This is a genomic window from Mesoterricola sp. MK458, from assembly GCF_055384935.1.
In genome coordinates, this window is the sequence record NZ_AP045075.1 from 3,105,593 (window position 1) to 3,119,291 (window position 13,699).

General features: G+C 67.9%; 11 protein-coding genes. 3 read left to right on the plus strand and 8 right to left on the minus strand.

Features of this window, described 5'->3' with window-relative positions; genetic code table 11:
• Window positions 1-125: 125 nt before the first annotated feature.
• Both ACZ5LB_RS13430 and ACZ5LB_RS13435 read right to left on the minus strand, forming a co-directional pair.
• Window positions 126-887 carry an MBL fold metallo-hydrolase gene (locus ACZ5LB_RS13430; protein WP_464602733.1) on the minus strand — a complete coding sequence of 254 codons (762 nt, stop codon included), beginning with the start codon at window positions 885-887 and terminating at the stop codon, window positions 126-128.
• Between the two features lie 7 nt (window positions 888-894).
• Window positions 895-1,509 (minus strand): hypothetical protein, encoded by a 615-nt coding sequence (locus tag ACZ5LB_RS13435; RefSeq protein WP_464602734.1) that lies wholly within the window; start codon window positions 1,507-1,509, stop codon window positions 895-897.
• Window positions 1,510-1,591: 82 nt separating this feature from the next.
• On the opposite strand from ACZ5LB_RS13435, the gene ACZ5LB_RS13440 reads away from it, so the two are divergent.
• Together ACZ5LB_RS13440 and ACZ5LB_RS13445 are read left to right on the plus strand one after the other, a co-directional pair.
• On the plus strand, window positions 1,592-2,644 hold the full coding sequence (locus ACZ5LB_RS13440; RefSeq protein ID WP_464602735.1) for a tetratricopeptide repeat protein: 1,053 nt from the start codon (window positions 1,592-1,594) through the stop codon (window positions 2,642-2,644).
• 11 nt (window positions 2,645-2,655) lie between these two features.
• Window positions 2,656-3,552 carry a phosphoribosylaminoimidazolesuccinocarboxamide synthase gene (locus tag ACZ5LB_RS13445; RefSeq protein ID WP_464602736.1) on the plus strand — a complete coding sequence of 299 codons (897 nt, stop codon included), beginning with the start codon at window positions 2,656-2,658 and terminating at the stop codon, window positions 3,550-3,552.
• On the opposite strand, the gene ACZ5LB_RS13450 is transcribed toward ACZ5LB_RS13445, so the two are convergent.
• Genes ACZ5LB_RS13450 through ACZ5LB_RS13460 form a run of 3 tightly spaced genes read right to left on the minus strand, consistent with a single transcriptional unit; the run spans window position 3,545 to window position 7,320 of the window.
• Window positions 3,545-4,783 (minus strand): M16 family metallopeptidase, encoded by a 1,239-nt coding sequence (locus ACZ5LB_RS13450; RefSeq protein ID WP_464602737.1) that lies wholly within the window; start codon window positions 4,781-4,783, stop codon window positions 3,545-3,547. The genes ACZ5LB_RS13445 and ACZ5LB_RS13450 overlap by 8 nt on opposite strands.
• Window positions 4,780-6,462: a M16 family metallopeptidase gene (locus ACZ5LB_RS13455; protein WP_464602738.1), complete on the minus strand. Its 1,683-nt coding sequence runs from the start codon at window positions 6,460-6,462 to the stop codon at window positions 4,780-4,782. Before ACZ5LB_RS13455 ends, ACZ5LB_RS13450 begins: the two co-directional genes overlap by 4 nt.
• A 9-nt stretch (window positions 6,463-6,471) precedes the next feature.
• On the minus strand, window positions 6,472-7,320 hold the full coding sequence (locus ACZ5LB_RS13460; RefSeq protein ID WP_464602739.1) for a DUF4097 family beta strand repeat-containing protein: 849 nt from the start codon (window positions 7,318-7,320) through the stop codon (window positions 6,472-6,474).
• 87 nt (window positions 7,321-7,407) lie between these two features.
• Here ACZ5LB_RS13460 and dut point away from each other — a divergent pair, with 87 nt between their 5' ends.
• Complete coding sequence (dut, locus tag ACZ5LB_RS13465; protein ID WP_464602740.1) at window positions 7,408-7,866, plus strand: dUTP diphosphatase; 459 nt, start codon at window positions 7,408-7,410, stop codon at window positions 7,864-7,866.
• 2 nt (window positions 7,867-7,868) lie between these two features.
• Here the strand turns inward: dut and ACZ5LB_RS13470 are convergent, their stop codons facing one another.
• The 3 genes from ACZ5LB_RS13470 to ACZ5LB_RS13480 all read right to left on the minus strand — a co-directional run bounded on the left by ACZ5LB_RS13470 (window position 7,869) and on the right by ACZ5LB_RS13480 (window position 13,602).
• On the minus strand, window positions 7,869-8,450 hold the full coding sequence (locus tag ACZ5LB_RS13470; RefSeq protein WP_464602741.1) for an OmpH/Skp family outer membrane protein: 582 nt from the start codon (window positions 8,448-8,450) through the stop codon (window positions 7,869-7,871).
• Window positions 8,451-8,484: 34 nt separating this feature from the next.
• The gene (gene bamA, locus ACZ5LB_RS13475; protein ID WP_464602742.1) at window positions 8,485-11,031 is read right to left on the minus strand and encodes an outer membrane protein assembly factor BamA; all 2,547 of its coding nucleotides are present in this window, start codon (window positions 11,029-11,031) and stop codon (window positions 8,485-8,487) included.
• 111 nt (window positions 11,032-11,142) lie between these two features.
• Window positions 11,143-13,602, minus strand: a complete 2,460-nt coding sequence (locus ACZ5LB_RS13480; protein WP_464602743.1) for an ATP-dependent Clp protease ATP-binding subunit — start codon at window positions 13,600-13,602, stop codon at window positions 11,143-11,145.
• Between the last annotated feature and the right edge of the window lie 97 nt (window positions 13,603-13,699).

A 13,699-nucleotide genomic window follows, 5' to 3' on the forward strand; every position in this document is an offset into this window, starting at 1 on the left:
CAAACGCCGAAACCCCAAAAAACACCCAATTTCACCCAATTCGCGCCAGGGAAGGTACGGCCTATCCAAATCGGTTCAAAGCCCGGTTTTCAATGCGCTCCAGCCATGAGGACGCGAGTCCTGCATCACCACTGGAATCGCGCGTCCTGATCCAGCAGCTTCAACCGCTTATCCTTGAGCGCCTTCAGTTCCGGCAGCATCACCGGCCGGTCCCCGGGCGTCAGGTGGTAGATGCCCACCGGCACGTCCACCTTCAGCTTCTCCAGTTCCTTCCCCAGCTTCTCCGGCGTCAGATGCTTGGCCGCGTCCGCCAGCCAGCCCTGGGCGTTGGGGAAGCTGGCTTCGGTGATGAAGAGCCGCAGGTTCGCCGTGGCGTTGGCCACCTCGTACACCCGGTCCGTGGCGGCGGTGTCGGAGCTGAAGAGGAAGGCGGAGTGGTCGTCCTCCACCAGGTAGCCCACGCAGGGCACCAGGTGGTTCACGGGGATGGGCGTGACCCGCAGGCCCTCCACCTCGTAGGCGCGGCCGGGCTCGATCTCGCTGAAGCGGATGATGGGATTGTCCGGGTTGGGGATCACCGAGAAGTCCGGCCACAGTTCGTCGTTGAAGAGATGGCGGCGCAGGGCGTCCAGGGTCTCGGGCAGGGCGTGGATATGCACGGGCACGTCGGTGTGCCCGAAGATGTTCTTGGTGAAGAACGGCAGGGTGCAGATGTGGTCCAGGTGCGAGTGGCTGATGAAGATCTGCCGGATCCCCACCTGCTCCTCGAGGGAAAGGGCCTGGGTGAGGCTTCCCGCGTCGATGGCGACGGTGCCGTTCACCAGGAGCCCCGTCAGGCGGTTGCCTTCGGCCTCGCCCCCCGAACACCCTAGAACGCGAAGTTCCATGCGGCCCCTAGAAGCGGATGCCCCCATAGAGGGCGACCTGGAAGGAAGGCGCCATGGCCTTGCGGAATTCCTCGTTGCCGTCGCCCTTGGCGGGCGTGCTGAGCGGAGCCGCCACCTCCAGGCGCACGAAGGGGCTGACCACAGGCAGGGGCGCCGAGAAGCCCACCCCCGCGCGCACCCAGGGGCGGCCCAGGTTCGTGGACTCGGTGGGGAGGCCGGAGCCGGACGTGGTCAGCTTCTCGAACCGGTAATCGATGCCGGCGTTGAGGTTGACTATGAATTTCCAATCAGCCTGCAGACCCACGGAGGTGTATTCGGACCCGAACTTCCCGAGGTTGGTCGAGCCCGACTTCAGGTCGCCCTCGGCCTTGGGGTGGTAGGTCACGGCCGCGCCCAGGCCCGCGACCTTCAGGTCCAGGAACGTGTAGGCGGCCCGGAAGCCCACGCCGGTGGGGCCCACCGAATCGTAGTTGCCGGCCTTGAGCCCGTTGGAGGGCGCCGTGAGCGCCTGGGCCTTGCCCACCTGCTTGTCCAGCAGCAGCCCCAGTTCCAGGCCCCCCGCATGCACCGTCGCGGGTGCGAGAGCGATCAACGCGCAACCGGCAGCGGACAGGATTTTCATGGGGGCTCCCCTGCGACATTGGAACATCCCAATCTTCGTGGCTACCGGGCGCGAGGTCAACTACCTTTGCTAATCTCTTCGTATGCGGGCCCACCTCCAGTACCTCCTCCTCGACGGATTCGACCCTGACACGGGCGAACTCGCCCTGCGGGTGAGGGTGGAGTCCGATCCCCCCGCGGAGCTGCGCTACCTGCGCCTGAAGCTCCACCTCGGCCGCACCGGGGACCCCCTCCAGCCCCTGCGGCGCGAGCTCCAAACGCACGTCCAGATGCCCGTCCCGCCCCTGTGGGATCGCGGCCTGAAGACCGTCATCCGCGCCGTCGAGGACGAGCTGGGGGACACCGGCGGCCGGGATCCCGCTCGCTACACCTGGGTGTGCACCCAGCTGCTCCACCCCTCCGACGAGCGCCGGGGCACCCTTGGACACCCGGTGGCTCGCCAGTCCGAGGTGCTCTGGGACTGGGCCCGGCGGGCCGAGCAGGAGCAGGACGACGCCCATGCCATCGAGCTTCTGGAGCGCCTTCTCCTGCTCACCCCCAGCCACCGCTCCGCCCTGGAACACCTCTCGGCCCTCCTGCGCCAGGCGGGCATGGTGGAGGAACTCCTGGACATCACGGACCGCATCCTCTCCCAGGACCCCGGCAGCGTGGAGGCCCTCCTGCACAGGGGTGAATGTCTCATCAATCTGGGGCGGTACCTGGAGGCCGGCGAGGCCTTCGCCAGGGTCCTCAAGGCCAACCCCGTCCATTCCCTGGCCCACCTGGGCGCCGCCCAGGCCCGGAGCCTCGGCGGCCAGGACCCCTTTCCCCACCTGGACGCGGCCCTGGAACTGAACCGGGAGGCCACCCTCTCGGTGCTGCGGGAGACCTTCGACTTCCGGATCCTCGCGCCGGCCCCCAACGAGAACACCTACCCCCTGGACGTCCTGTCCGCCCTCCTGGGCGTCACCGGCGCCGAGGTCCACGCCTTCTGCGCCGAGCGGGGCCTGCCCGTCACCGGTCCCGGCTCCACCGTGCGGGAAGCGGAGCTTTCCCGGTGGGTGAACATCCAGAACCGTTACCAGCTCCTGCCCATGGCCCTCCACTGGTTGGCCCCCACCCCCCGGTACATCCCGGAACTGCCCCCCACCCCCTGAACGAGGACCCCATGGACGCACTCCTGAAAACCGACCTGCCCCTCCCCGCCTTCCGGCGCGGCAAGGTGCGGGATGTCTATGACCTCGGGCGCAGCCTCCTCATCGTGGCCACCGACCGCATCTCCGCCTTCGACTGCATCATGCCCGAAGGCATCCCCGGCAAGGGCCGCATCCTCACCCAGGTGGCCAATTTCTGGTTCGGCGCCACCGCGGACATCCTCCCCAACCACCTGGAAGCCACCGACGTGGAGGCCTATCCCGAGGTGCTGCGTCCCTTCGCGAGCCTGCTGCGGGGCCGCTCCATCCTGGTGCGCAAGACCGCGCCCCTGCCCGTGGAGTGCGTGGTGCGCGGCTACCTGGCGGGGTCCGGCCTCAAGGAATACACCCAGCGCGGCACCGTCTGCGGCATCGCCCTGCCCCCCGGCCTGCGGAATGCCGACCGTCTGCCCGAACCCATCTTCACCCCCTCCACCAAGGCCGAGGAGGGCCACGACGAGAACATCGACTTCGCCACCATGGCCGGCCTCATCGGCCCTGACCTGGCGGCCCGGGTGCGCACCGCCAGCCTGGCCCTGTACCAGCGGGGGTGCGAACGTGCCCTGGAGCGGGGCATCATCCTGGCCGACACCAAGTTCGAGTTCGGGCTCCTGGAGGACGGCAGCCTGATGCTCATCGACGAGGTGCTCACGCCCGACTCCAGCCGCTACTGGCTGGCCGACGCCTGGCAACCCGGCGCCAACCCGCCCAGCCTCGACAAGCAGTTCCTGCGGGACTACCTGGAGACCCTGGCCCACTGGAACAAGCAGCCCCCCGCGCCCCACCTCCCCGGTGACGTCATCCAGGGGATCCGGGACCGGTACTTGGACCTGGCGGCCCGCTTCGGCGTCCAGCCCGAACCGGCTATCTGATCGCCACGGCGGGCCCCAGGCCCGCCTTCTCGGCTTGCTGCGCCAGGGCGTCGTCCCCGCCCAGAAGGAGGAACCTCAGGTCGCCCGGCGCCAGCAGGGCGGCCAGGGCGCCGTTGAGGTCCTTCAACCGAACGGCCTCCACCCGCTGGCGGAAGGCCGGATCCAGCACCCCCTCCTGCTCCCGGCGCACCAGGTCCTGCGGGTGCAGGGGCAAGGCGTCCAGCCGGGCTCGCCACCGCGCCCGGGCCCGCTCCAGGTCCGGGTCCGTGAAGCCCCGGGTGCGCAGGGCGTCCAGGGTATCCAGGAGGGCGGCCACCAGCCCGGCCCGCCCGCCGGCGCCCGCCTTCACCTTCACCAGCAGGGGACGCCCGGGACCGACGGTGCACGTGCGGGCGAGGCCCGGAGCCAGCACCCCGGGAAGCTGCCCCAGGAGGTCCTCCAGCAGTTCCAGCACCGCCGGGTCGCAGGAGGTGCTTGGGCGCCCGGCCCAAAGCTCGGCTTCCCCGCCCTCCAGCACCTCCAGGAGTCTGGGTTCGGGCGCCGCGGGCGGGGCCGCCTCCCCCGCGGGCGCAAGCGCCGGCCCCCACAGACCGAAATGAAGGAAAACCAGTTCCTTGGCCTGGGTCAGGCTCAGGTCTCCGTGCAGCACCAGACAGGAGCGCTCGGGGCGCACCGCAGCGCGCCGGAAGGCCTGGAGCGCCGCGAAGTCCAGGGCGTCCACGGCGCCCTCCGCGGGGGGCAGGTCCACCTCCGGATCCCCCAGGGCCCACAGGAAGCGCGCGCGCCCGCGTTCGGCGGCGGTGGCGGCGGCGAGCCACCGGCCCGCGGCCAGGCGCTGGGCCGCCAGGGTCCCCGGGTCGAAGGCGGGCCGGAAGACGGCGTCCGCCAGCAGTTCCATGGCCGGCTCCTGGTTGCGGCTGTCGGTGGCCAGGGTCCACCGGTAGAGGTTCGGCCGGCTCTCGAACGCGAAGGTGATGCCCAGGTCGTCCAGGGCCCGGTTGAACTCCGCCCTGGAATACCCTCCCGCGCCCCCCGCCCGCAGGAGCTGGGCCAGGAATCCCGCCGTTCCGGGCCGGGGCTCGCGTTCCCACCGGGTGGCCAGTTCCGCCCGGATGAGGGGCTGGTCATGGTTTTCCAGCAGAACGCACCGCAGGCCGGAGGGGAGGCTGAAGGTCTGGGGGCCCGGGGCGGCCGCCAGCGCGGCGCAGGCCAGGAACAGGCAGCCCCTCATGGGGTCACCTGGGCTTCCAGGAGCTTGAGGGTCTGCAGGCGCTCCCCGGGGCTCAGCATGCGCAACTGGCGGAGCGCCTCCCGGAGCACGCCCTGGGCCTCCACGGGGTCCGACAGGCGCCGCTGCACCAACGCGTTGAGGACCTGGACGAGGCGGCTCTCCGTCTGGTCCAGGGGCAGGAGCAGGGGATCCGGGCCGAACTGCGCCAGGGTCATGCGGGAGGGCACCAGGTAGGTGCGGGCCGCGGCCTGCACGTCCGAAGGCCGGAGGTCCCGGGCGGCGGAGAGGGCCCGAAAGGCCAGGCGCCAGTCGCCGCCCTGGCAGTGGGCCTTCCCCAGGACGCCGGCCAGGGTGGCCGCGTCCTCCTGCACCTGGATCTGGATCCCCTCCAGCTGCACCTGGGCCCGGCGCACCTCCGCCTCGGGAAGGGGTTCCCGCTGCAGGCGGAGGATTTCGCCCATGATGGCCTGCTCCAGCTCGCCCAGGGAGTGGCCCGGGGCGGGCTCGGCGTCCAGCACCAGGAGGTTCAGGTCCCGTTGCCCGGGCACGCCGAGGCTCAGGGTGAGGGAACTGGCGATGCCCTTGGTGGTGAGGAGCATCTGGTTCAGACGGGAGCTGGGGCTGCCGGCCATGACCTGGGCCAGGGCGCGCAGGGCGGGGCCGTCGGGGTGGTTGGCCGGGGGGACCCGCCAGCCCACGATGATCCGCGTCTCGCCGGTGGTGCTCACCAGCATCTTGCGTCCCGCGGGGGACTCCAACGCATTCATGGGGTCGTCGTCCTTGAAGGGCGAGGGCGCCGGGGCGGCCTCCCCCTTGCCCAGGGCCCCGAAGGCCCGTTCCAGGGCCGGCAGGATGGCCTCGCCCCGGAAATCGCCCACCAGCACCAGGGTCATGCGCCCGGGGGCCAGCAGCCGGCGTCCCAGGGTCCTCAGGTCGGCCAGGGTGATGGACGCCACGTCGGAGCGGTGGAACTCCGAAGCCTGGGCATAGGGCCGCCCGGCCAGGGCCATGGACAGGAGCACCGAAAGGGAGGAGGGGCACGGGGGGTTCCCGCCGTCCACCTCCAGCAGCAGCCGCTCCCGTTCCAGGGGAAAGCGGGCCAGGGGCGGCTGGGCCAGGCGCGCGGCCTCCAACCGGCACCAGGCTTCCAGGCGCCCGGCGGGAAGGTCGACCCCGTGGGTGATGTAGTCCGCGGTCACCTCGAGGGTCCGGTGGGTGCCCCCCAGCTCGTCCACCTCATCCCAGGCGTCCGAGGGGCGCATGCGTTCCTGGATGGCCGCCAGGGCGGCCTGGTGCATGGCCTGCAGGGCCGGGAGCTCCGGCGAGGGGGCCCGGTCCGGGCGACGGGCCTGGCGGAGCCCTTCCAGGCGCAGGGTCTCGAAGGTGGTGCCCTCCTGGCGCAGGGCCAGGTCCAGGTCCTTCTCCACCTGGACCGGGGGCTGGCGCCGGAAGAGGGTGCGCGCCAGGAGGTCGGCGGCCGCGGGGGCCAGGTCCCCGGTGCCGGTCCGCCCGCCCTGGAGGAAGAGGTCCGCCCGCACGGCCCCGAGGCCCGGGCGTTCAACCATCAGGACCTTCACGCCGTTGGAGAGGGTCCGGTCCGCCACGTCGGGCGGCTGGATGATCTGGGCTGCGCAGGCCGCGCCCAGGAAGGCCAGGAAGAACGGTCTCGGGTCGAACATCCCTCCAGATTAGCGGACCGTGATGCCGCCGTTGCTGGTTTCCAGGGTGATCTTCTGCTCCCGGCCCGGAACCTTCACCCACGCCGAATGCTTGCCCGATTCCATCACCGTGGCGCCAGGCACCTTGATATCAATGGAACCGTGGTGGTTCTCCGCGTGGATGTCCCCGGTGGCCCGGCCCAGCACCACTTCGATGCCGCCGTTGGTGGTCTCCAGGCGGATCCCTTCGCCCCAGCCGTCCAGGTTCTTGGCGGTGACGCCGCCGTTGGTGGTCTCCACCTGGATGCCGCCCTGCACGTCCTCGAGGTGGACCCGGCCGTTGGTGGTGCCGCCCCTGAGCCGGGCCTTGAGCCCGTAGGCCTCCAGGGCGCCGTTGGTGGTCTCCGCCAGGGCCTCGCCCTTGAGGTCCCGGAGCACCACGTCGCCGTTGGTGGTCTCGCACCGGGCGTAGCCCTCGAGGCTGGAGACGGTGACCGAGCCGTTGGTGGTGCGGAAGTGGCCCAGGAGCTTGCGGGGCACGTTCAGTGTCATCTCGCAGCGCGGGCTGGGGGAGAAGCCGAAGCTGAAGACCACCACGGGCTGCTGGAACTGCGCCTCGATGTCCAGGTCAGGGCCCACATGCTGCACCACCAGGTCGATCTTGCGCTTGGGGGTGTCCCGGATCATGGCCACCAGCGAGACTTCCTCCTTGTCCCAGCCCACCACCCGGATGGCTCCGTTGCGGTTCTTCACCCAGAGCTTCGAACCATAGGCCAGCTTCTCCAGGTGGGTCTCGGTGCGGTTGCCGGAGCCGGGCCCGTCGGCCGCGCCCAGGCACGCGCAGACCGTCAACGTCGCCAAAGCAATCCCGATCCTCATGGTGACCTCCGCATTCATGAAAGGTAACGCACTAAGGGGCATTCCGGGTTAGGGACGCGTTAAGGTGGAGGGCATCGCGGAGATTCCATGATCCAGGTTCCAGTCACCTTCCTGCCCCACGGCGAGGGCCTCCCCCTGCCCGAAAGGGCCACGCCCCACGCGGCCGGCCTCGACCTGCGGGCCGCCCTTCCCGAGGGGGAGACCTGGACCCTGGCGCCCGGCGAGCGCCGCCTGGTGCCCACCGGCCTGGTGATGGCCATCCCCGAGGGCTTCGAGGGGCAGGTGCGCCCCCGGTCCGGGCTGGCCTTCAGGCACGGCGTCACCGTGCTCAACGCCCCCGGCACCATCGACGCGGACTACCGGGGGGAGGTAGCGGTGGTGCTGATCAACCACGGCAGCGAGCCGTTCACCCTGGCCCGGGGCGAGCGCATCGCCCAGTTCCTCCTGGCGCCCGTGCCGACCTGGGAATGGCGCCCCGAACGCGGCACCGCCGCCCTGGGGGACACCCAGCGCGGCGGTGGCGGTTACGGTTCTACCGGTCGTTAGGCCTACTTCTTGGGGGTGGCGGGCTTGGCGGCAGGCTTGGGGGCGGCGGCGGGCTTGGCGGCCGGCTGACCTGCGGGAGCCTTGGCGTCGAAGCGCTTGGCCACTTCGTTGGTGAAGGCCAGCATCCAGGCCTCCTCGCCGTAGGCGATGAGGCCCTGCTGGTACTGCAGCACCAGCTGGATCTTCTGCTCCTTGGCCACCGCGTCGACGATGGGGCCGACCTCCTGCTGGAACTGGCCGAAGACCTTCTGCTGGGTCTTCTGGAACTCGGCCTGGCTGTCCTCCTGGAGCTTCTTGAACTCGTAGTCGGCGTCGCGAAGCTGCTTGGTGATCTGCTCCTTGCCCGCGTCGCTGATGCTGGGGGACTGGAGCTGGGCCTGGAGGCGCGCGCCTTCCTCGCCCTTGGCCTTGAGCTTCTCCTCGAGGTTCTTCTTCACGACTTCCAGCTCCGCGAAGAGCTGGCGGCCGCGCACGGTGTTGGCAATGAGCCGGTCGGGTACGAACACGGCGATCTTGGGGGTGATGTCCTGGGCGGAAAGGCTCACGACGGCCGCCAGGGGCAGCAGGTAGTTCAGGATGCGCATGGGTGGCTCCGGGTTGACGGTGGGGGGTTTGGGATCAGAAGGTGGTGCCGATGCTGAACTGGAACTGGGTCTTCCCTTCGGAGTCGAACTCGTAGGGATTGAGCTTGCGGGCCCAGATGAGCCGCAGCGGGGCCGGGCTGATGGGCAGGAAGAACCGGAACTCCAGCCCCGCGCTGCGGCGCAGGGACTCGTGGAAGATCTTGACGCCCTGGGCCCAGGCGTTGCCCGCGTCGTAGAACGCCACGATGCGGAACTGGTCGGCGATCTTGAACTGGTATTCGGCGTTTGCGATGAACTGCTTGTTGCCTCCCACCACCACCAGGTTATTGGTGTTGTCCCTGGCCGCCGTGCCCACCTGGCCATAGGTGTAGCCGCGGATGGAGTTCTCGCCGCCGGGACGGTACAGCTCCCAGATAGCCAGGCTTTCGCTGGTCAGGTTGCGCACGTAGCCGTAGCTGGAGTTGAATCCGAAGATGTGCCGCTCGCCGATGTTGGCCCACTTGGCGAATTCCAGCGTGGTGCGGTAGAAGGGCCGGTCCCCGCCGAACTGCCAGCCCCCGTACTCGAAGCCCAGGGACAGCTTGGTGCCGTGGGTGGGCTTGAAGGGGTGGTTCACGGTGCTGTAGGTGATGAAGTTGTTGATCGTGGAGGTGAGCTGCGAGCTGGTGTCCCGGTAGTAGTAGTTCCGGCCGCCCTCGATCTTGAGGGTGCGGAAGGTGTAGCCCACCTGGTAGGTGGTGAACCAGGCCCAGGTCTTGCCGGGAATGAAGGTGGCCAGGCGCGTGCCCATGGACACGCCCAGGGACCGGGAGAGCTGCTTGTAGGCGTAGTCGGCGCCCACCCGGGAGGCGTCGTAGTCCGTGGTGCCGTCCGAGACGCTGGTGGTCAGGGAGTACGGCAGGTCGAAGATGTAGGGCTCCGTGAAGGAGACGGAGGCCATGCGCTGGTACTTGCCGCCGTTGTAGCTCAGGCTGAGGGTCTCGCCACCGCCCCCGAGGTTGCGCGTGGAAAAACTCATGCCCAGGGAGAAGCCGAGCACCGAACCGTAGCCCCCCTGGAAGAGCACTTCGTTGACGCCGGCCTCCTCGCCCCGGATGGTGATGTCCACCTGGGGCTTGTCCGGGACGATGTCGACCTTGGGCTCGGAGGCCTTCACGTCGAAAAAGCCCAGCTGGCCCAGGCCCGTGAAGGAATCCTTGAACAGCTCGGTCTGGAACGGGTCGCCTTCCTTGATGATCATGGCCCGGCGCAGGACCTTGTCCTTGGTGGTGCTGTTGCCCTCGAAATTGAGGTGGCGCACCGTGTACAGCTCGCCCTCGTCCACCTTCAGGGTGACGTCGACCTTCTTGACCCCGTTCACCTCCCGGACGTCCATCTTCTTCTCGGCCCGGAACATGATGTAGCCCAGGTTGCTGTACTCTTCCTTGACCTTGTCGATGCCCATGTTGAGGGAATCCAGGTCGAAGGGCCGGTTCTCGGTGTCCTTGGGGTCACGGATGTCGGGCTTGACGCTGAGCAGCTTGCCCAGCCAGGAGTGGTTGTCCCGCCTGGCTTCGGCGATCTTGGTGCGGTAGAACTTCTCGCCGGCCTCGCCCTTGAGGACGTTGTCGTTGCCCTCGAGCTTGAAGGTGCCCTCGGAGTAGCGGTCCCCTTCCAGGATCTGGATCATCAGCTCGGCGCGGATGTCGTACTTGGGCGACTTGCCCTCCCGGGCGCGCTTTTCGTTCTTCTTCTTGTTCTTCTCGGCCGTGACGTCCCGCACCTCGATGGTGGGCTTGCCCACGAAGACGTCCTTGTAGCCCAGGCGCCAGTACGCCTTCTTGATGGCCATCAGGTCCTCGTCCAGGTTCTTCTCCACCAGGAGGTCATGGGACGTGAGCCAGCTGAACATCCAGTGCCTGCGGGTCTTGGTCATGACCTTGGCGAGGGCGCCGCTGCTGATGGCCTTGTTGCCGCGGAAGGCGACCTTGTAGACCTTGACCTTGCCCCCTTCCTTGATGTCGAAGACCAGGCGGGAGGTGGCGGGCCCCATGTTCTCCAGGGACACCTCGATCACCGGGTTCCGGAAGCCCTTCTCGGCGCACTGGTCGACGATGAGGTCCTTGACCTTGCGGGCCGCCTCGGGGTCGTAGACGGTGTCGGGGTTGATGGTGAGCTTCTTCTCCTTGATCTTGTCCTTCAGGGCGGAAAGACCCACCTCCGTGCCGCCGCGGAAGTCCACTTCCTTGATGAGGGGCCGCTCCTTGACGAGAATGATCAGCTTCTTGCCGCCCTCTTCGTCATCGGCCTGGAACTTGATGTCATCGAAGGCGTTGGTTGCCCAGAGCTTGTCCAGGATCGCCGTGAGGTCCACGTTGCGCAGGTCGTCGCCCGGCTTCAGCCCGGTCTTGAAGATGATGGTTTCCGGCGTCTGCTTCAGCGCCCCGATGACCTCGATCTTCGTGATCACCTCGGAGTCCTGGGCCAGGGCGGGCAGGCCCTGGAGACTGGCCGCCAGAACCAGGGGTGACAGGCCCCGTGCCCACCGGCCGAGAAGGGGGCGACGCGGGGTCGGGCGCTGGGGTGTGGCGAGCAATCTCATTCATGATCCATTACATAAGGTCGAGCATTGAATTCCCAAGGCCGAAGGGGCCGTAGGTCTCTCTGGAAGGTCCCCCGGCGAACCGGGCCGCCCCTTAGGCGGATTTTTGAATCATCCCTGGACCTCGGTGAGCTGGGGTTCGGTAACGGCGGGCGTTTCGGTGAACAATGGAACGAGCTTTTCATCAACCAGGTCGAAGTGGACCATGCCCGCGGGCACCTCCTCCTTGGCGACCATGAGCTCGGCGAGGGGATCCTCCACCATCTTCTGGATGGCCCTGCGAAGGGGGCGGGCGCCATAGGCGCGGTCCCGCGCCGTGGTGTGCACCAGGTGGTCGCAGGCTTCGTCGGAGAGGGTGACGACCAGGTTGTGCTTCTGGAGGGTGAGGTTGAGGTCGGTGATGAGCAGGCGCACGATCTTGCGGAGCTCCGCGTCCCCGAGGCGGTTGAACACCACGATCTCGTCGATGCGATTGAGGAACTCGGGCGGGAAGGTCCGCTTGAGCACCTTGAGCGCTTCGCCAGCTTTCGAATCCGGACGGTCATCCTTTATCCCGAAGCCAAGGTTCTTGTCCGGGAGAAGTTCCCGGCTGCCCACATTGGAGGTCATGATGATAATTGTGTTCTTGAAGTCCACTTGGTTCCCGAAGGCGTCGGTGGCCTGACCGTCGTCGAAGATCTGCAGGAGGACGTTCATGAGGTCCGGGTGGGCCTTTTCCATTTCATCGAAAAGGATGACGCAATAGGGGTTGCGCCGGATCCGGTCCGTGAGCATGCCGCCTTCCTCATAGCCCACGTACCCCGGAGGGGCCCCAAGCAGCTTGGAAACTTCGTGCTTCTCCATGAATTCGGACATGTCGAAGCGGATCATCTTCTTGGGATCACCGAACAGGAACCCGGCCAGGGTCTTGGCCAGCTCGGTCTTGCCCACGCCGGTGGGCCCCAGGAAGAGGAAGGAGCCCATGGGGCGGGAGGGGTTCTTGAGGCCGGTGCGGGCCCGCCGCACGGCCCGGCTCACGGCGCTCACGGCCTCCTCCTGGCCGATGACGCGCTCGTTGATGTGTGCCTCCATGTGGGCGAGGTTCGCCTTTTCCTCGTTCTTGAGGGCCCGCACGGGAATGCCCGTCCAGGAGGCCACCACGTCCTCGATGTCCCGCTCGGTCACTTCGGCGAAGCTCTCGTAGTCCTCCTCCGACAGCTCCCCTTCGCTTCCGGTGATCTGCTCGCGCAGCTGAACTTCCTTCTGGCGGAGCAGCACGGCCTTCTCGAAGTCGCGGTTGAGCACGGCCTCGTTCATCTCCGTGATGACCCGGTGCAGCTCCTCCTCGGTCTTGTGGCTCTCGCCCACGGTCACGCCGCCCCGGAGCTTCACCCGCGCCCCGGCCTCGTCCAGGAGGTCGATGGCCTTGTCGGGCAGGGACCGGTCCGTGATGTAGCGGTTGGAGAGGTACACCGAGGCCAGCAGGGTGGCCGGGGTGTAGCGCACGCGGTGGAACAGCTCGTAGCGGCTGCGGATGCCCTCCAGGATGCGCAGGCTCTCGGGTTCGTCCGGGGGGTTCACGTTCACCGGCTGGAAGCGCCGCACGAGGCTGCGGTCCTTGTCGATGTACTTCGCGAACTCCTTGTGCGTGGTGGCGCCGATGCACTGGATCTCGCCGCGGGAAAGGGCCGGCTTGAGGATGTTGGCGGCGTCCAGGCTGCCTTCCGCGGCGCCCGTGCCGATGATGCTGTGGATCTCGTCGATGAAGAGCACCACGCTGGGGTCCTTGGACGCCTCGGCGATGATGGATTTCAGGCGCTCCTCGAACTGGCCGCGGTACTTGGTGCCCGCCACCACCAGGCTCAGGTCCAGGGCGTAGATGCGCTTCTCCTGGAGGCTGGGCGGCACGAGGCCCTCGTGGATCTTCTGGGCCAGGCCCTCCACGATGGCGGTCTTGCCCACCCCGGCCTCGCCCAGGAGGATGGGGTTGTTCTTGCGCCGGCGGGAAAGGATCTGGATGATGCGGTCCACCTCGGTCTCGCGGCCGATGAGGTTGTCGAAGATGCCGCGCTCGGCCAGTTCCGAGAGGTTCCGCGCGAACTCGGCCAGGAGCGGATGCTCCTTCTTCTTCTTGGCGATCTTCTCCTCCTTGGTGGCTTCCAGGAGGATCTCCTTGGCGGCGATGAGGTCCGCGCCGGCCTCCTTCAGGAGCCGGCCCGCGAGGCCCTGCTCCTCCTTGAGCATGCCCAGCAGCAGATGCTCGGCTCCCACGTGCTTGTGGTTGAGCTTGGCGCTCTCCTGGGTGGCGTGCTGGAGGATGCGCTTGACCTCCTCCTCCATGGGGATGTCGATGCTGGTGGAGCTCGGCGTGAGCCGCTTGTCCCGCGGGCTCAGGGCGGAAATGAGACGCTCCCGCAGCAGGTTGGTCTGGACGCCCATGCGGTCCAGCAGCTGGATGGAGGTCTTCTCGGCCTCGCGTAGGAGGCCGAGCAGAAGGTGGCCGCTCTGGATGCTCTCGGAGCCGAACTGGCTGGCTTCATAGCGAGCGAAGAACATGACGCGGCGTGCTTTTTCGGTGAATTTCTCGAACATGCGGCCCCCCGGATCTTTCTGAACCCCGCCCCCCCATTGGAGACAGGACCGGACACTAAAGGGTAGCCTCATCCGGTCCTGGTGTCCCCATTTGCTT